General features: G+C 66.3%; 17 protein-coding genes and 2 tRNA genes. 13 read left to right on the top strand and 6 right to left on the bottom strand.

The annotated features are described in order from the left end of the window. The first annotated feature begins 139 nt into the window (after positions 1 to 139). The 7 genes from M7H19_RS08420 to M7H19_RS08450 all read left to right on the top strand — a co-directional run bounded on the left by M7H19_RS08420 (position 140) and on the right by M7H19_RS08450 (position 5838). Positions 140 to 231, top strand: a tRNA-Sec gene (locus M7H19_RS08420). A gap of 30 nt (positions 232 to 261) precedes the next feature. Further along, complete coding sequence (selA, locus tag M7H19_RS08425) at positions 262 to 1563, top strand: L-seryl-tRNA(Sec) selenium transferase (protein WP_298179218.1); 1302 nt, start codon at positions 262 to 264, stop codon at positions 1561 to 1563. After that, positions 1551 to 3302, top strand: a complete 1752-nt coding sequence (gene selB / locus M7H19_RS08430; protein ID WP_298179220.1) for a selenocysteine-specific translation elongation factor — start codon at positions 1551 to 1553, stop codon at positions 3300 to 3302. Before selA ends, selB begins: the two co-directional genes overlap by 13 nt. A gap of 183 nt (positions 3303 to 3485) precedes the next feature. Beyond that, positions 3486 to 3845, top strand: a complete 360-nt coding sequence (gene trxA, locus M7H19_RS08435; RefSeq protein WP_298179223.1) for a thioredoxin — start codon at positions 3486 to 3488, stop codon at positions 3843 to 3845. A gap of 65 nt (positions 3846 to 3910) precedes the next feature. Continuing rightward, positions 3911 to 4183 carry a PASTA domain-containing protein gene (locus tag M7H19_RS08440; RefSeq protein WP_298179226.1) on the top strand — a complete coding sequence of 91 codons (273 nt, stop codon included), beginning with the start codon at positions 3911 to 3913 and terminating at the stop codon, positions 4181 to 4183. A 729-nt stretch (positions 4184 to 4912) separates the two neighbouring features. Beyond that, positions 4913 to 5377 (top strand): NUDIX domain-containing protein, encoded by a 465-nt coding sequence (locus M7H19_RS08445; protein WP_298179228.1) that lies wholly within the window; start codon positions 4913 to 4915, stop codon positions 5375 to 5377. A gap of 152 nt (positions 5378 to 5529) precedes the next feature. Beyond that, positions 5530 to 5838, top strand: coding sequence for a hypothetical protein (locus M7H19_RS08450; RefSeq protein WP_298179231.1), 309 nt, complete (start codon positions 5530 to 5532; stop codon positions 5836 to 5838). Positions 5839 to 5923: 85 nt separating this feature from the next. Here M7H19_RS08450 and M7H19_RS08455 read toward each other — a convergent pair whose 3' ends face one another. Then, on the bottom strand, positions 5924 to 6676 hold the full coding sequence (locus M7H19_RS08455) for an alpha/beta hydrolase (protein ID WP_298179233.1): 753 nt from the start codon (positions 6674 to 6676) through the stop codon (positions 5924 to 5926). A gap of 149 nt (positions 6677 to 6825) precedes the next feature. Continuing rightward, positions 6826 to 7923: a sn-glycerol-3-phosphate ABC transporter ATP-binding protein UgpC gene (gene ugpC, locus M7H19_RS08460; RefSeq protein WP_298179236.1), complete on the bottom strand. Its 1098-nt coding sequence runs from the start codon at positions 7921 to 7923 to the stop codon at positions 6826 to 6828. A 127-nt stretch (positions 7924 to 8050) separates the two neighbouring features. Between ugpC and M7H19_RS08465 the strand changes: the two genes are divergently transcribed. Then, positions 8051 to 9259 carry an ROK family transcriptional regulator gene (locus tag M7H19_RS08465; protein WP_298179239.1) on the top strand — a complete coding sequence of 403 codons (1209 nt, stop codon included), beginning with the start codon at positions 8051 to 8053 and terminating at the stop codon, positions 9257 to 9259. A 52-nt stretch (positions 9260 to 9311) separates the two neighbouring features. Here M7H19_RS08465 and M7H19_RS08470 read toward each other — a convergent pair whose 3' ends face one another. The 3 genes from M7H19_RS08470 to M7H19_RS08480 form a co-directional block, all read right to left on the bottom strand. Continuing rightward, on the bottom strand, positions 9312 to 9926 hold the full coding sequence (locus M7H19_RS08470) for an SRPBCC domain-containing protein (protein WP_298179241.1): 615 nt from the start codon (positions 9924 to 9926) through the stop codon (positions 9312 to 9314). A 29-nt stretch (positions 9927 to 9955) separates the two neighbouring features. Then, positions 9956 to 10303: a histidine triad nucleotide-binding protein gene (locus tag M7H19_RS08475; protein ID WP_298179244.1), complete on the bottom strand. Its 348-nt coding sequence runs from the start codon at positions 10301 to 10303 to the stop codon at positions 9956 to 9958. Positions 10304 to 10415: 112 nt separating this feature from the next. Beyond that, entirely contained in the window at positions 10416 to 10769 is a 354-nt protein-coding gene (locus tag M7H19_RS08480) for an Lsr2 family protein (protein ID WP_298179247.1), read from the bottom strand. A 622-nt stretch (positions 10770 to 11391) separates the two neighbouring features. Here M7H19_RS08480 and M7H19_RS08485 point away from each other — a divergent pair. Next, positions 11392 to 12585 carry an aminotransferase class V-fold PLP-dependent enzyme gene (locus M7H19_RS08485; protein WP_298179250.1) on the top strand — a complete coding sequence of 398 codons (1194 nt, stop codon included), beginning with the start codon at positions 11392 to 11394 and terminating at the stop codon, positions 12583 to 12585. 117 nt (positions 12586 to 12702) lie between these two features. Here M7H19_RS08485 and M7H19_RS08490 read toward each other — a convergent pair whose 3' ends face one another. Then, complete coding sequence (locus tag M7H19_RS08490; RefSeq protein WP_298179253.1) at positions 12703 to 14025, bottom strand: M20/M25/M40 family metallo-hydrolase; 1323 nt, start codon at positions 14023 to 14025, stop codon at positions 12703 to 12705. A gap of 100 nt (positions 14026 to 14125) precedes the next feature. Here M7H19_RS08490 and M7H19_RS08495 point away from each other — a divergent pair. The 4 genes from M7H19_RS08495 to M7H19_RS08510 all read left to right on the top strand — a co-directional run bounded on the left by M7H19_RS08495 (position 14126) and on the right by M7H19_RS08510 (position 17495). Continuing rightward, positions 14126 to 14213: transfer RNA gene (locus tag M7H19_RS08495), tRNA-Leu, on the top strand. Positions 14214 to 14501: 288 nt separating this feature from the next. After that, positions 14502 to 15509: a ferric reductase-like transmembrane domain-containing protein gene (locus M7H19_RS08500; protein ID WP_298179256.1), complete on the top strand. Its 1008-nt coding sequence runs from the start codon at positions 14502 to 14504 to the stop codon at positions 15507 to 15509. A gap of 222 nt (positions 15510 to 15731) precedes the next feature. Further along, positions 15732 to 16820 carry a beta family protein gene (locus M7H19_RS08505; RefSeq protein WP_298179258.1) on the top strand — a complete coding sequence of 363 codons (1089 nt, stop codon included), beginning with the start codon at positions 15732 to 15734 and terminating at the stop codon, positions 16818 to 16820. Positions 16821 to 17117: 297 nt separating this feature from the next. Beyond that, on the top strand, positions 17118 to 17495 hold the full coding sequence (locus M7H19_RS08510) for a PH domain-containing protein (protein WP_298179262.1): 378 nt from the start codon (positions 17118 to 17120) through the stop codon (positions 17493 to 17495). Positions 17496 to 17576 lie beyond the last annotated feature (81 nt).

A 17576-nucleotide genomic window follows, 5' to 3' on the forward strand; every position in this document is an offset into this window, starting at 1 on the left:
TGTGTCGCCTCGCGCAGGAGATGTCGATCGCGCTTTCCGTAGGCCGCGATCGAGGTGGCCGCCCTCCGGGGCCGCTGCTCCTCGTGTTCGTCGCGCTGCGCACCGTGAATCTTGCTGGCACGATGTCGGTATGTCCCAGGGAGGCGCTTCCGGCCTGGTGACCGGCACGGTCTTCAAAACCGTTGAACGGCGGACACCGTCGTTGGCGGGTTCGATTCCCGTTCGCCTCCGCGATGCCGTCCTTGCCAGGGGAGGCGCTCGGTGACCGACGCGCGCAGACGCATTCCGCGAACCGACGTCCTGCTCAGCGAGCCACGATTGGCCAAGGCCGTGGAAGACCTCGGGCGGGAGCTCGTCAAGAACACGGTCACGACGGCGCAGAACCGTGCGCGCGCCGGCGAGATCCCTCCTGAAGCGGTCGTCGACGAGGCGGTGGCCTCGTTGCCACCCGCTGCCTCGTCATTGCGGGAGGTACTCAACGCCACCGGGGTGGTGGTCCATACCAACCTGGGGCGGGCGCCGTTGTCCGCCGCCGCGCTGAAGGCCGTGCGGATCGCGGGTGGCAGCACCGACGTCGAGTTCGACCTCACCGACGGCCGGCGAGCCCGCCGGGGCCGAGGCGCGCTCGACGCTCTCGCTCAGGCTCTTCCGGAGACCGGCGGCTCCGACGGCGTTCACGTGGTCAACAACAACGCCGCCGCGCTACTGCTGTGTGCCCTCGTGCTCGCTCCCGGCAAGGAGATCGTCATCAGCCGTGGGGAGCTGGTCGAGATCGGCGATTCCTTCCGCATCCCCGACCTCGTCACCTCGGCGGGAGCACGGCTGCGTGAGGTGGGCACCACCAACCGCACTCGGCTCACCGACTACACCGACGTTCTCGGACCCGACACCGGTTTCGTGCTCAAAGTCCACCCGTCGAACTTCCGCGTCACCGGTTTCACGTCGCAGGTACCGATCGCCCAGCTCGCCCGTCTCGACGTACCCGTGGTGGCCGACATCGGTTCGGGGTTACTCCGCCCGCACCCTCTGTTGCCGGACGAGCCCGACGCCGCTTCGGCTCTGGCCGCGGGCGCCGATGTCGTCACCGCCAGCGGCGACAAACTGCTCGGGGGTCCGCAGGCGGGACTGTTGTTCGGCGCTCACCCGGTGATCCACAGGCTGCGGCGTCATCCGGCAGCGCGAGCCTTGCGCGTGGACAAACTCACGCTCGCCGCGCTGGAGGCGACCGTGCGCGGGCCTGAACCACCAGTGCGGCGGTTCCTCGAAGCCGACGTCGACGTGCTGCGTGCGCGGGCTGAACGGCTCGCGGCGACTCTGGTGCGACGAGGGGTGGACGCCGCGGCCGTGTCCTCGACGGCAGCGGTCGGGGGAGGCGGTGCGCCCGGTGTGGAGCTGCCGAGTGCCGCGGTCAGTCTCTCCGAGGACTACGCGCTTCGGTTGCGCATGGGCGAACCCGTCGTGGTGGCCCGGGTCGAACGGGGGAGATGCCTGCTCGATCTGCGTACCGTTGAGCCCGAGGCCGACGAACGCCTGGTGGAAGCCGTGTCCCGATGCATGTCGTAGCCACGGCCGGGCACGTCGATCACGGTAAGTCCACTCTGGTGAAGGCCCTGACCGGGATGGAGCCCGATCGACTCGACGAGGAACGCCGCAGGGGCCTGACCGTCGACCTCGGATTCGTGTGGACCAACGTGGCCGGAGCGACGTTCGCGTTCGTCGACGTACCGGGACACCAACGGTTCGTGCCGACCATGCTCGCGGGCACCGGGCCGGTGGCCGCCGTGTTGTTCGTGGTGGCGGCCGACGAAGGCTGGCAGGCCCAATCCAGTGAGCACCTCTCCGCACTCGACGCGTTCGGAGTCCAGCATGGTGTGCTCGCCGTGACCAAGGCCGACAGGGCGGACCCGGAGCCCGTGCTCGCCGAGGCGGGCGAACGTCTTGCGGCCAGTAGCCTCGGCCAGGTTTCCGCTGTCGCGGTCAGCGCGCGCACGGGCGAGGGGATCGACGCTCTGCGCGCGGAACTCGCGGCCCTCGGACGGAAGCTTCCCGCCGCCGACACCGGGGCGGACGTGCGCCTGTGGGTCGACAGGGCGTTCACCGTCCGCGGCGCGGGAACGGTCGTCACCGGAACGCTCGGCGCGGGAACGCTGCGGGTCGGCGACGAGCTGGCGTTCGGGCGCGACGAACGCCGTTGCGTGGTGCGGGGTCTGCAGTCGTTGGGACGGGCGCACGACACCGTGGAGGCGGTGGCACGGGTCGCGGTGAATCTCCGAGGCCTCGATCGCCACGACATCGACAGGGGAGATGCCCTGCTCACCCCGAACGCGTGGCGATACACCCGTGAGATCGACGTGCGACTGCGCGGTGACAAGGCGGGGGATCTGAACCACGAGCTGGTGCTGCACCTCGGCGCCGCCGCCATACCCTGCCGTGTGCGTCCCCTCGCGACCGACTTGGCGCGGTTGTCATTGTGGACCGAGCTGCCGTTGCGGGCAGGCGACCGGGGGCTGCTGCGTGACCCCGGTCTGCACCGTGTGCCCGCGGGGATCGAAGTGGTGGACCCACGGCCCCCCGGACTGCGGCGCCGGGGAGCGGCGCGGGCTAGGGCAGAAGAGCTGGCCCACCGTGATGCAGCCGCCGGGTACGTCCATCGCCACGGCGTCGTCGCCGTCGAGGAACTACGAGCACTTGGCTGGGCCGCACCCGGGCCGTGCGTGGGACGCTGGGCCGTCGCCGAAGGGCTGCTCGATCGACTGGCCGGGCGCATACGAGACCTGGTAGCCGACCGGTGTGCCGGTGACCCGTTGTCCTCCGGCCTGCCGATGGAGTCCCTTCGAAGGGAACTCGGCGTGCCCGACGATCTGCTCACCGCCGCGTTGCCCACCACCGGACTCGTGGTCCGGGACGGCATCGTGCTCGACCCGAACGTGCTCCGAACGCTGCCCGAGACGGTCGAGCGAGCCGTTCGCGTCGTGGAACGGCGCCTGGGACGTGACCCGTTCGTGGCCCCCGAAGCGCACGACCTCGCCGAGTTGGGGCTGGGGCCGAAACAGCTCGCCGCCGCCGAACGGGCGGGACGGCTGGTCCGCATCGCGGACGGTGTCGTGCTGGCCCCCGACGCCTTCGACGCAGCCGTGCGCGTGTTGTCCGCCCTGCCCCAACCGTTCACCGTCAGCCAGGCCCGACGTGCGCTGGGCACCACGCGCAGGGTCGCTGTTCCACTACTCGAACGACTCGACGCCGAGGGCCACACCCGACGGGCGCCCGACGGCACGAGGACGCTGCGCCGATCTTCCCCGTGAAAGCGACCGAGACGCGGCGACTACGCGACGACTACGAGACGGCTGCGCCGCTGCTTCCTGGGTGCGTGGACGGTTCTTTTTGCCCCACCGAGCTCTTGAGCAGCGCTTTCCCCTACATGGAATGGCGCGGATCGCCGTGGTGTTGACCGAGAGAGAAGTCCACGAAAAACAGGGAGAAACCCAATGGCGACAGTCGAACTGACGAGCGAGAACTTCAACGAGGTAGTCGGAGGATCGGGCACGGTCTTCGTGGATTTCTGGGCATCGTGGTGCGGGCCGTGCCGTACTTTCGCGCCCGTGTTCGAGCAGGCTTCCGAGCAGCATCCGGACATCACCTTCGGCAAGGTGAACACCGAGGAACAGCTTGAGCTGGCACAGGTGTTCGGCATCTCCTCCATCCCCACGCTGATGGCGGTACGCGACGGTGTCGTGCTCTACGCGGAACCGGGGGCGCTGCCCGCTCCGGCTTTCGAAGAGCTCATCGACCAGGTCCGCCAGGTCGACATGGACAAGGTGCGAGCCGAGATCGAGCGCCAGAGCTGAAGGCGGCCGCCGGCACCCACGTTCGCGCACTGTGGTCTGCGATCGTGGGTGCCTACAATGACTTCATGGATAGACCTCGACCGGTCACCGAGGTACCCGACGTCGTGGGTCTGGGTGCCGATGATGCGTGCGACATCGTGCGTCGTGCCGGGCTGATTCCGGTGGCGCCCGGCGGTACCGAACTGCCGATGTCCGGAATCGTGACCGCGCAGCGCCCGGTGGGTGCCGCGGGCGCGGTCGAGGGCGCGGAAGTGGTGCTGTGGATCAACCCCGGTAAGGAAGCCACAGTCGGTGCCGGAAGTACCGGCCCATTGGAGACCGCGTCACCTGATCTGTGACCCGTCGTGAGCCTGCGGTGCGAAAGCCACGGGATACGCTGATCGCTGCCCGAAAAAGAGCGCCCGCGGGCCTGGGGAACGGGACGAGTCTAGAGCCGTGCCGGGGCACTCGGCGACGACCGAGGAGCTCGGATGGGCCCTGAAGTGTGATTCGATGGAGCAGACCGCTGACGGGGGAGAGGCGCGGGCCGGATCCTCGTGCGGCGCGCTGCCGCGACCGAAGCGCGGGCGCGTTCTCGCTCCCGGCACGGTAGGCAGACGATGACGGTACCCGTCTCCTCTCCGTCGGTGTCGATCAGCGACGCGATCCTGGCGGTACGGAAACCGCATTCACCACAGACGATCGCCGGTGCGTCCGGGTGGAATCTGACGCGCTTGTCGCCGGCTGTCGATGTCACAGCACATCGCCCTCCTCACTATGTGTGAACGGACTGCCAGCCGGATACCCAGGTGTCGCAATGACACACGGCGTAGACGAGAAAATTCTTGTTCCGTCGATCCGGTGACAGGAGGTGCGGGTGTCCACGACGCACCAGGTTCGAGCGCTACTTGCACGGTGGTTCGGCTGTGCCGAAACAGACCGTCGGCCCGGTATTTCACCGGACCGGCTTATTCTCTCGCCGCCGGACTGTCGTTGAGGACGCATGACGTAGCGCCTGTGGTCGGTGGTGGAAGTGGCTTCGCCCGGGCGGCGGGACAAGCGGTGGAGTGAGCGAGAGGTCGACGAGCATGGCACCTCGGCGTAGCGCGGGGATCCTGCTGTATCGCGTCGTCGACGGTGCGATACAGGTGCTGCTCGGCCACATGGGCGGACCGTTCTGGACGCGACGCGATGCGGGGGCGTGGACGGTGCCCAAAGGCGAGTACGAAAGCGACGAACACGTCGAGGTCGCGGCGCGTCGGGAGTTCGTCGAGGAACTCGGCATATCGCCACCTGACGGCGAGCTCGTGCCGCTGGGCGAGGTGCGCCAGTCCGGTGGCAAGATCGTGACCGCGTTCGCCCTGCGGGGTGATCTGGACCCCGACGCGGCCGTTGCGGGAATGTTCTCGATGGAATGGCCCAAAGGGTCGGGCGTGGTGCGTGAGTTCTCCGAATTGGACCGGTTTGCCTGGTTCGGCCTCGGCCGGGCGAAGAGCAAGCTCGTGGTCGCACAGCGAGTGTTCGTGGAACGGCTCGCGGAACATCTCCGTTGAGTACGTACGTCCTTCGAGTGTCCACGTTGGCCGTGAAGGCATCGTCTGTGTGGAAGCCATGTCGATGACGTCGGGTTCTGGATCGATCGGGTGTGGCGAGCTGATCCTGGCCATACTGTTTGTCGCCCCCTGCCAGGGGTACGTCTGCTGCCATGAGCAGCGCACCGCAGGCTCCGCCGGTGGGGGCGGGGTGGGTCCACGTCGTGGGCGACCCCGGCCACCGGATCGTGCTCGCAGACGGCATGGCGGTGGAAGTTCTCGCATCGTATCCGGTACGGCCGGACGCCGGGCTCTACAGCATCGCTTCGGCGATCGAGTTCCGGTGCGCACAGTGCTGTGAGGAGTGCGAGGCGACCCTCGTCGCCGTCCGCGACCATCAGTTGCTCTGTCCGAGATGCTATGGCGCGCTCGGAGCTGTGCAGACGCCGACAGGCCAGCCGCAGGAGCAGAGTGCCGCGTGAACTTGCCGCAAGGGCCACGCGGACCCCCTTCGAGGTTGTCCCACCAAAGGTCCGAGAGGGCCGAGAGAACCGAGAGGACTTTGCCTCAGCGCACCGAGAACGGCGTCGGCCGTGGATCGGCACTCCACTGCGCCAGCCGGAGGCCGAGCAGGGTGTAGACATCGGGGTCGAGTCCCATCCCGGTGTGGGAACTGGTGACCTCGACGCATTGCGCGTAGGGGTCCTGGCACAACCACCATGGCACGACGGAGTCGTGGCGGGAGAACACCGACATCGCGGGCACCTGCCGGGGCAGGGGTGTGCTCAGCAGGGTCGCGTTCGTCCGGTAACAGTTCCCGCCGAGACAGTCGGCGTCGAGCAGTCCGGGGACTCCGAACGCGGACAGCCTCACCAAGGCCTGCACGAATTCGAGACCGCGGGTGTGCACACCGAGTGGGTTGAGCACGGGCGCGGCCAGCATCACCAGTCCTCGCACCAGGTCGGGCCTGCGGGTGGCGGCGAGCCTGCCGAGCCACCCTCCTCGGCTCTGCCCGATGACGACCACTCGACGGCCGGTCGCACGCGCGAGGTCCTCCAGCCGGTGCTCGAGATGGTCGACCAGTCGGGTGGTGCAACCGAGGTTCATTCCGGTCCGTGTGCCACGAGGGTGGTAGCCCCGGGCGGAGAGCCAGGCGCGGAGCAGACGTAGGCTCCAGTCACCGAAGCCGAACCCCGGAATCAGCAGTACACCCTGCCCGGTTCCGTCACCGGCGTCTCCAGCTCGCCAGACGGGATGCTGTACCAGCTGCTGGATCATCCGCGCGGTGGGGACCAGCGTCCGTTGCCGAGTCGACCGCATCCTGACTCATACCCGGAGCAATCCCGACCGAAAACAGCCGTGTCCGCAGTCTGCGTAGCCGTGTCCGCAGCTTGTGTAGCTGCGTGCTCGCGGTGTCGTCTGGAGCGTGCTTCACGCCGTCCTTTCTCGCCTTGCCCGGCGGAAAACACTCAGGCCGTCAGGCGAACACCGCTTTCGGGGTCGAATGTGTGCGCGGCCTCCGCGTTGCGGAGGGTGACTCGGATGGTTTCGCCGAAAGACGGGGTGCTGTCGGCTTCCGCGCGGACGATGAATCGCTCATGACGGCCACCGACGTCCACTTGCCCATAGACGTAGGCGTCCGAGCCGAGTACCTCGACAAGCTCGACCTTCAGTTCCAAAGCGGGCTCGTCGGCCGAGGCGGGACGCAGACCCTCCGGTCGGATACCCACCGTCACCTCGCGAAGGCGGGCGGCGTCACCGCCGAGTACGTCGCGGGCCACGGGAACGGTGAGACCGTCCAGCAAAGCCCCTCCCTCGGTCAGCGGCACGGTGGTGAGGTTCATGGCGGGGGAGCCGATGAAACCGGCCACGAACACGTTCGCCGGGGCGTCGTAGAGAGCCTTGGGCGTGTCGCACTGCTGCAGCACGCCGTCCTTCAGCACCGCGACCCGGTGTCCCATCGTCATGGCCTCCACCTGGTCGTGTGTCACATAGACGGTGGTGGTGGCCAGCCTGCTCTGCAAAGCGGTGATGTTGGCCCGGGTCTCCACACGGAGTTTCGCATCCAGGTTGGACAGCGGCTCGTCCATCAGGAACACCGCGGGCTCACGCACGATGGCGCGGCCCATCGCGACTCGTTGACGCTGGCCTCCCGACAATGCCTTCGGCTTGCGATCGAGGTAGTCGGTGAGGTCGAGCAGCCGGGCCGCCTCGGCCACGCGTTCGGCGATCTCGGCCTTGGGCACCCGCTTGATCTTGAGGGCGAATCCCATGTTCTCCGCGACCGTCATGTGCGGGTAGAGCGCATAGGACTGGAACACCATCGCGATGTCACGGTTTTTGGGGGAGACCTCGGTGACGTCCTTGCCGCCGATGGTGATGGAGCCCTCGTCGACGTCCTCGAGTCCGGCGAGCATGCGCAACGCGGTCGACTTGCCGGAACCGGAGGGCCCGACCAGCACGAGGAACTCGCCGTCGGCGATGTCGAGGGACAGCTTGTCCACGGCCCGAACAGGTGGGTTGCCGGGGAAGACGCGGGACGCTTCGACGAACGAGACCTCAGCCATGGTGCGTTGTTCCTCTCTACGGGCGAGCTTCGATCACGGCTCGTGGTGCGCACTGTCTACCGGTCCTCACCCGATCGTGGCTAGAGTTGGAAAGTCCAGTGGACTATCTAATCGGGGGAGAATCATCGTGGAGCGGGATGCTCCGGCGCGTCCGGTGCAGCAGCACGCGCACAACCTGGCGCTCGTGTCTCGGCTGGTCTCCGCGCACGGACCGGTCTCCAGGGCGGAGTTGGCGCAGCGCAGCGGGTTGACGAAGACGACGGTGACGCAGTTGACCCGCGAGCTGTTGGACGCGGGGCTGATCCGCGAACTGGGCATCACACGGGCGAGTGGTCCCGGTAGGCCCGCCACTCACCTGGTGGTGAATTCGTCCGGCCCGGTGGGGATCGGCGTGCAGATCGAGGCCGATCACGTGGCGGGCTGTCTGTTCGACCTCACCGGACGGGTGCGGGACCGAGCCCTGCGAAGAGGTGACGACCTCCGGGGTGACCCGGCTTTGGCGACGAAGGCGGTGGAGCCGGTGTTGCGCAGACTGCTGGCGGCGGCGGATGCGCGGGACACGGTGGTCGCCGGCGTGGCCGTGGGGGTACCCGGGAGGGTGGACGAGTCGGGCCGGGTGAGGTCGGTGGAACTGGGCTGGACCGATGTGGAGCTGTCCCGGCTGGTGATGCGTCGGCTGGAGGCCTTGAGCGGTGGAGTCATCCCGGTGACGGTGCACAACGGGTTCCGGCTGGCCGCGTTGGCGGAACACTGGTTCGGCGAGGTAGGCACGGACGAGCGACCGCTGATGGTCGTCTCGGGGGAACTCACCGTCGGTGTGGGCGTCGTGAGCCTTGGGGAGAGGACCTCGTGGACCACCGGAACCGCGGGGGAGCTGGGGCATGTCCGGGTCCGGCGTGGTGGCGATCGCTGTGTGTGCGGGGCTCGGGGATGTCTGGACACCGTGTCGGGCCCGCGAGCCTTGCTTCGAGCGTTGGGGGAGGACACGCCGATGGCGTCACGGCTGTCCGGTGGCGACAGCCGGATGCGCGCTCTGGCGCGTTCTCGTGATCCGGAACTGGTCGGAGCGCTGCGCCGGGCGGCGAGAGCTCTCGCCGACACTCTTGCCGGGGCCGTGGCCGTGCTCGGGCCTGCGGCAGTGGTCCTCGGCGGTCATTTCGCGCCGTTGGGATCGCCTTTCGCCCGACAGGTCGCCGGCGAGCTGACAAGCCGATGCGGTCAGGCCGAGGTGTCGGTGTCGGCGTCGAGTCTGGAAGGCGACGCCGTCGCCCGAGCCGCCGCCGCGACGGTCACCCGACGGATCGTGGACGACCCGGCTCGGTGGATGGAGAGCTGATACCTCTCCTCTTACGGGGAGGGGGAACGCATGTCCTGCCCGGCCCGCCTGTTCACGCGGTGGCGGGCGGTGTCAGGTCGGGTGCCACTCGCTGCAGGCACGTCCGAACGGCGTCGGCGAGGTCGTCGGCAGCTGCGACGCCGGACGCCTCGGTGGCCGTGACCCATGCGCTCACCGAGTGCTGGGCGAAGACCTGAACTTCGGCCGAGGCACGCCAGGTCGTGAGGTCGTCGGCGGTGTCACCGGAGACGAATCGATCGAGGCTCGCCACGATCACATCCCACATCGGACCTCGACGCACCGCGCCATCCGAGGGTAGACCGGTGTGGACGAGTTCGAGCACGGTGTCGCCCTGTTCATCCGATGCCAGGCGGACCACCACGTTCGTCTCGTCATCCCAGGTGACGGTGAACAGGTGCGGCGGTACACATTCCAGTACCGTGCCCTCGGCATGGCCCTCCACCTCGAAGGCCTCACCCACTCGGAGGTGGCCTGTGACCGGGGCGAACCAGGCCCGGATCAGGTCGGGTTCGGTGATCGCCCGCCACACGGTGTCGACCGGACGCGGGAACCGGCGTCGAAGTACCAGAGCACAGTCGGCGGTGTCCGAGGAACCGCTCGTGCGGACTTCGCGGTAGGTGGCGGTGAGTCTGTCAGCGATGTCCATCGTCTGGCGTCCCTCTCCGCGGCCGTCCGTCACCCCGGAGGCCATGTGAGGTTACGGCCGCCAAGTACATGGCAGTGGACGTGGAAGACCGTCTGGTTGGCGTCCGCCCCGGTGTTGAACACCAGTCGGTAGCCGGAGGAGTCCACGCCGTCTATCTTGGCGACTTCGCCCGCGACCGCGAGCACCTCACCCGCGAGCCTGGGATCGGCCACCGCCATCGCCGCGGCATCGGGGTAGTGCTCCTTGGGGATCACCAGGACATGGGTGTCGGCCTGGGGATTGACGTCACGGAACGCGAGCACGTTTTCCGTCTCATGTACCACGGTGGATGGTACGGAACGCTCGACGATCCGGCAGAACAGGCAGTCTGTGCTCACACGTTCACTCTAAGCGGCATCGCGTGTACGCGCGAGGCCCACGTGGGTAGTGGAGTGTTCCGGCTCACCCGGTCCGACCGAGTCGGGTGAGCCGGCGAAGCACTGATTTGTTTCAGTGGGCCCTGCGGTAGGCCTCCGCGACTTCGGAAGGGATGCGGCCACGGTCGGAGATCTCGTAGCCGTTCTCCCGGGCCCAAGCGCGAATGGCCTGGTTCTGTTCCCGTTCGGCGGTGGAGGAGCGGGTAGTGGCCTGCCCGTTGCGACGACGGCGGCTGGACGTGCGCTTCCGGCCGCCCGCCCGGCGGGCATGCTCGATGTATTGGGCGAGCGCATCCCGCAGTTCCTCGGCGTTCTCCGTCGATAGGTCGATCTCATAGGTGACGCCGTCGAGGGCGAACTGCACCGTCTCGTCGGCTTCTGAACCGTCGATGTCATCCACGAGGGAGATAAAAATGTGCTGCGCCACCAGTTCCTCCTGCTTTGCGCCGGTCGGTAAATGAATTGAAGTCTGCTGGTCAAGAAGTGTACCCGACGGTCATGGCGGGTTGAGCATGTGCCGTTTGCTCTAACTGCGGATAAGGAAAGTAGCCTGTTGGGTTCACAACGCCTTCACTCGCAGCGCAGAATGCGCACCGCAGTTGCGGGTAAGCGAAGCGTATTCATCGCAGGTGGGCGAAGTGGGACTCAAGCGGTAGTGGGAGCTGGATGGTGCCGCTTCTCAAACAGCGATACGGATAGCGCCCATGCGGCTTTTTCGGTGACATAACGCCGCTTCCGGCCTCCGCGCACTCCCCGAACACGACGGTGTCCGTCCCTTCCGGGCGCAGACCATTGTGCGGCGGGGCCATGCGGCCGGGGTGGGGCGCCACGGTGTCGGGTGATTCCGTTGGCCGGAACGGGTGGGCTTCTTCATCGATTTACTACCTCGTCCGCGGCTTTTTCGAAAGAAAGTTCCGGGTCGCTGTTCGAGTCCTCGAATACTTCGCTTTCCCGAACATCGGCCGCTTTCCTCGGTGAACTCCACCTCGTATGTCGAGCTGCGGCGTAGCGTGTCCGGTCGAGACGGGCCTTGGCGAAAGGAGAGGCTGTTGATCCACAACAGCGATACTCGGAAGAAGGTTGCGAGGCTGAGGGCGGACACTCCGGCGTGTGAGAATGTCGTCCATTTCAACAACGCGGGATCGTCCCTGCCGCCGCGCCCCGTGGTGGACCGGATGGTGCGGCACTTGCGGCGGGAGGAGACCGTCGGCGGTTACGAGGCCGCCGACGAGGTTGCCGACGAGGTCGAGAGCGTCTACGAGTCCCTGGCGGTACTCGTAGGGGCCCGATCGGAGGAAATCGCGATCACCGACAGTGCCACACGGTCATGGCTGGCCGTGTTCACGGCGCTGCCGTGGCGCGAGGGGGACCGGGTCCTCACCGCCGTACCGGAGTACTCCAGCAACATCATCGCCATGCTGGCCGCCGCGCGCGACCGCGGTATCACGGTGGACGTGGTCCCCAGCGCTGGCGAGGGCGAGATCGGCCTCGACGCGTTGCGGAGCATGCTCGACGAGCGTGTCCGCATGGTCGCGATCACCCATGTGCCGACCAACGGCGGACTGGTGCAGCCGGTGGACGAGATCGGCGCGGTGGTCGCGGACAGTCCGGCGTTGTTCCTGGTGGATGCCTGTCAGAGTGTGGGACAGGTGCCCTTCGACCTCGAGGAGACGGGCGCGGACGCGGTGTCGTCCACGGGACGCAAATATCTGCGGGCTCCTCGAGGCACCGGATTCCTCGCAGTCCGACGCTCGACGTTGGACCGGTTGACGCCCGCGTACCTGGACCTGTACTCAGCCCGGATCGACGGTGACCGGGTGCGGTTGCGCGATGACGCGCGGCGGTTCGAGCTGTTCGAGCGCAACGTCGCCGCTGTGCTCGGCCTCGGCGCGGCCGTGCGGTACTACCTCGACGTGGGACCGCAGTGGGTGCATGACTATGTCACCGAGCTGGCCGCGCACCTGCGGGAGCGGCTCGCCGATATCCCGGGAGTGACCGTCACCGACATCGGAACTCGGAAGTCGGGCATCGTGTCGTTCCGTGTCGATGCCATTCCGGCCGATGTGCTGGTGGCCCGGTTGAAGGAGCGTGGTTTCCACGTCACCGTCTCGGCCGCTTCATCCACCCCTTGGGACATGGAGGAACGTGGGCTCGACGCGCTCGTGCGCGCTTCGGTGCACTACTACAACACACCCGACGAGGTGGCCCGGTTCTGTGCCGAGGTGGCCTCGTTTTCGAGGTGAGCGAAATAACGAAAACCGTATGGCGGGAGTGGACTCACAGCTACCTGACCGTCCACGGTGAACAAGAATTCGGGGAGGCCACCGTGGAAACGGTGACCTCCCCGAGGTTTCGAGGGGTCAGCAGTTACGGAAGAACCGGTCCAACACGCGCGTGCCGAACCGCAAGGCCTCCACGGGGACACGCTCGTCGACGCCGTGGAATAGCGCCGAGAAGTCGAGGTCTGCGGGCAGTTTCAAGGGCGCGAACCCGAAGTTGCGGATGCCGAGCCGTTGGAACGCTTTCGCGTCGGTACCGCCGGACAACATGTACGGCAGAGTGCGTGCACCGGGATCCTCGGCGACGACCGCGGCGCTCATGGCGTCCACGATCGCGCCGTCGAACGTCGTCTCGACCGGTGGCAGTTCCAGCCATTCCTTCTCGATGTCCGGGCCGAGAAGTTCGTCGAGCTCCCGGTTGAACGCCTCTACCCGGCCGGGCAGGATGCGGCAGTCCACGGTCGCCTCGGCCACCGACGGGATGACGTTGGCCTTGTACCCGGCGTTGAACATGGTCGGGTTGGCCGTGTCCCGCAGCGTGGCGCCGATCATGCGGGAGATGTTGCCGAGTTTCGCCACGGCGCCTTCGATGTCGTCCTCGGGGAAGTCCCAGCCGGTGATCTCGGTGACCCCGGCGAGGAACTCGCGCACCGAGTCGGTGAGGACCAGGGGGAAACGGTGATTGCCGAGCTTGGCCACGGCCTCGGACAGCTTGGTGACCGCGTTGTCGCGATGCAGCATCGACCCGTGTCCCGCCGTGCCGCGCACCCGCAACGTCATCCAACGGATGCCCTTTTCGGCGGTCTCGATGAGGTAGGCGCGCACGTTGTCACGCAACGTGATGGAGAAGCCGCCGACCTCGCTGATCGCCTCGGTGGCGCCCTCGAACAGTTCGGGGCGGTTGTCCACCAGCCACTGCGCCCCGTACAGGCCGCCGGCTTCCTCGTCGGCCAGGAACGCGAAGATGATGTCGCGCGGCGGCACGATGTTGTGGCGCTTGTAGTGCCGTGCCAGGGCCAGCGACATACCGACCATGTCCTTCATGTCCACCGCGCCGCGGCCCCACACGTAGCCGTCCTGGATGGCGCCGGAGAAGGGGTGCACCGACCACTCGGAGGGGTCGGCGGGCACGACGTCGAGGTGACCATGCACGAGCAGCGCACCCCGACTCGGATCGGCTCCTGGTAGTCGAGCGATCACATTGTGTCGGTTCTTGGCGCCGGACTCCACGTAGGTGATCTCGTAGCCGACCTCGGTGAGCTTCTCGGCCACGTACTCCGCGGCTTCCCGTTCGCCCACCAGCGTGGCCGGATCACCGGTGTTGGTGGTGTCGATGCGGATCAGGTCGCTCGTCAGCGTCACCGCCTCGTCGGCGGCCTCGTCGATCAAGTTCGGTTCCGTCACCGCTCATTCCTATCATTCGCGCAGGTGAGCTCGTTGTGGGCGCGAAAAGCACCCCCTGTGCACGAGCTGTTGGGCCATCCGCTACTCTATTTCCCAGCAAGTCCGAGTGGCGGAATGGCAGACGCGCTAGCTTGAGGTGCTAGTGCCCGTTACAGGGCGTGGGGGTTCAAGTCCCCCCTCGGACACCACCCCACAAAAACCGGCCGTAGTGATGCACGGTCGGTTTTTTTGTTGATGACCGCCTCAGACATCGTTGTTTCAAGTCTCCGCCGCTTCCCCGGAACGTCCGCCGAGCATCGAGCATCCGGAGCAGGCATTGAAGTCCGAATGGCCGTCGCTGACCGGAACAGCCGATTGACCATCTCGCCCGCGCCGTGGAAGAAAGATGGTCAGGTGTATCGATTCACCGGCGTGCCGGTTTCCTGGACCGGAGGTGCGAGGTGGGTGCTCGGCGGAACACGCGTCGCCGTGGAGGTGTGGACCTTCCCGCCTTACGAGCGGACTTGCGTGCCGCGGTGCCGGACGCGACCGCCGCCCTGGTCGTCACCGTCGCGATCTTCGTCTGGCTCTACGCGCGAGTACGCTCCGGCTCGTCGCCGAGCGTCACGGTGATGCCGTTCATGGCCGAGGCCGACACCTATGTCATGTACTGGTTATGCCAGGCATTCGGTTGGTCGGCCCTGCTGTGGGCGTGGGTCACGACCATGCTCGGCTTGCTGCGCTCCGGCCACACTCCACGCTGGTTCCCGGTGCCACCCAGGCGTCTGGAACGGTGGCACAGGACCACGAGTCTGACCACGGTCGCGCTGATGTTCCTGCACGCCGCGCTGTTCTTCGCCGAGCTGGTACGGGAGAACGAGGACGACCAGGCATGGGCGGGCCGACTGTGGAGCGCTTTCGTCGACACCTTCGTCCCCGGTGGGTACGACTCAGGCACCGGCAAGGTCGCTATCCTGATCGGCCTGTTGGCCTTCTATCTCGCGATTCCGCTCGGACTCGCCTACTACCTCCGGACGAGACTAGGTGCACGGTCATGGCGTGCGCTGCACCGATTCGTGTTGGCGGTGTACGTGATGAGCGCGTGGCACACCCTGCTGTACGGAACGAACGTGTGGTTCGACGGGTGGCCGAGGACCACGTTGTGGCTGCTGCAATTACCGCCTGCACTGCTGCTTTTGACACGGCTCATCGTTCCCGCGCGCCCGAGCGAACGTGGTGGCGCGTTGCGCGGACGTCCGATGGCGTTGATCCTGCGCATCGTGGCGCTGACGGCGGTGGCCGCCACGATCGCCACGATCATCGTGGTGGTGGTCAGCGGACGAGACGGGGGCCGGACTCCCGGGGTGGGCGGAGCGGGTCTCAACGTGACACCGGGCATGGTCTGGGCCGGATTCGCCGTCTTCGTCGTGATCCTGGCCGTGGCGGTGGGCCTTTCCCGACGAGGAGAACCGGTGAGGACGGTTGAACGGGCTGTCCCCCGTTAGGCCGAATTCAGCAAAGACCGATTCGGCGCTCGCGTGGAGTTCCATTGTGGGGTGGGGTTTTCCGATATCCAACTTCTGCTGATCTCCACCCGTTCGGTCGCTGGCTGATCGTGATCTCGCCTGGGATTCTTGTCAACGGAAGATCATGTTCCAGCGATGACCGAGGTACTTCGACCGGTGTGGCGATCGATTAAGGCCTAGTTCGTCGGGAGGCTGACGCCCGTGTCGGCTGCGCAAAGAACACCACTCCTCGCGGTCAAAAGCAAAGAAGGCGAACTGCAAGCCCTTCTCAACACCACTGAGGTGAACGACCGTGTGCAAGTCATGGTCGAATTACTCGACAGCGTGAGTTCGGACGGGTCGGTTATCAAGAAGGTCGTCAACTTCTGTGTCGCATCCGCTTCGCGAGGTCGTCCGGTCTGGGTCGACACGACGTGGTTGACCAGGGCCAGCGACTTGGGTGCCTCGCCCCGAGCGGTACTCGAGCGTCTCGAACACGACATCGAGGAGAACAGTGGTCTTTTCTCGACCTGCTCAGAACAACCGTGCTTGATCCCGGTCGTCTCGCTGAGCACCGATGACGAAGGACTTCGCGCGATACGGATGTTCCTGGAACACCGAAGACGTCCCGTCGTCGTCCGTGCGCGGCGGCCCAGCCTGCCGACAGCGGAGCTACTGCGGACACTGGATCGGATCGCGACGACTCTGCGACTCGGGACCGACGAGATGCACTTGGTCTTCGATGAAGGGTATGTGAGAAAACTCGAAACACATCGCGTCGATGCTCTCGTCGACAACATCACCGGACTGGCGAACCGGAACGAATACGCCTCGGTCTCGGTGTTGGCCGGTTCGTCACCACGGGAACGTGGTGATTATGAGACACATCTCCGCCAACGCGTCGAGGTGGAGTTGTGGAAGGTCGTCCAGGAGGCGAGCGGCAAACGCATCCGGTACGGGGATTACGGAGTCGTTCATCCCGACCCACAAAAATCGAGAGAGGGATGGGGATTGCCCAACCCCTACATCCACTACACCGTTCCGGGAGCAACGCTGTCCATCGCCCGTCAGATCCCAGAGCGCAAAGGAAATTCAGTACCACCAGGATCCGCTGAACGGTACTTCCTCCAAGTCGCCGACGAACTCGTGCGTCGACCCGAATTCGCCGGTGCCGACTTCTCGTGGGGTGACCGAAACCTCTACACCTGCCGAAAACGGCCGAACCCACAGGTGGGCAGCGCATCGAAGTGGATCGCTTTCGCCACTTCGCACCATGCGACGCATGTGTCGAGATCCCTGGACGTGCCGTGATTTCGGAGACGCTTCGTGTTCCACAACACCGTCCCGGCCTGGCCTGGTCGTTCTCAGGAGAGCGTAAGCACGGGGCGAGTGTTTGCGCACCGTTCGAACTCCTTGGAAGAGCAACGAGCGGGCACACTTCTTACGCGAGATGTATGGCGGTGTGCTCCGTATCCAGATATCCACTCAGGTGGAGTGGAGACGAGTGATCCGCTTGCTTGGTTTCGTTTTCCTCCGAAACCACTGTCGGACGTCGAGGACTTCGCTATCGTCAGCGCACAGCGATGATCTTCGACAGGGGGAAGGCACATGGGGCTCTTCGACGGGGTGTTGGGCAATGCCTCGAGTATCGAACCTCGCGCGGCCACGCGGGAGTTCGGTCGTCTGCTGGCGCAGGGAGAGGAGATCCATGCCGCCTATCAGCTGATCCGGGACTCGTTCCTCTTCACCGATCGGCGTTTGATCCTCGTCGACAAGCAGGGTGTGACCGGCCGAAAGGTCGAGTACCACTCGATTCCGTATCGCAGCATCACCCACTTCGCGGTCGAGACCGCCGGTACCTTCGACCTCGACGCCGAACTGAAGCTGTGGCTTTCCGGGGAGCCGGAGCCGATCACGAAGCAATTCGGCAAGGGAGTCGACGTCTACGAAGTCCAAGCCCTCCTGAGCACCTATGTGGTGCGGTGAGGTCGTGCTGAACACGGCTTTACGGGGATGCGAGGCAGCCGGAAGTCGCCCCGCGGAACGGTGGTCACGGCAGATAGAGAT

This window comes from Saccharomonospora sp. (assembly GCF_027317685.1).
Classification (GTDB): Bacteria; Actinomycetota; Actinomycetes; order Mycobacteriales; family Pseudonocardiaceae; genus Saccharomonospora.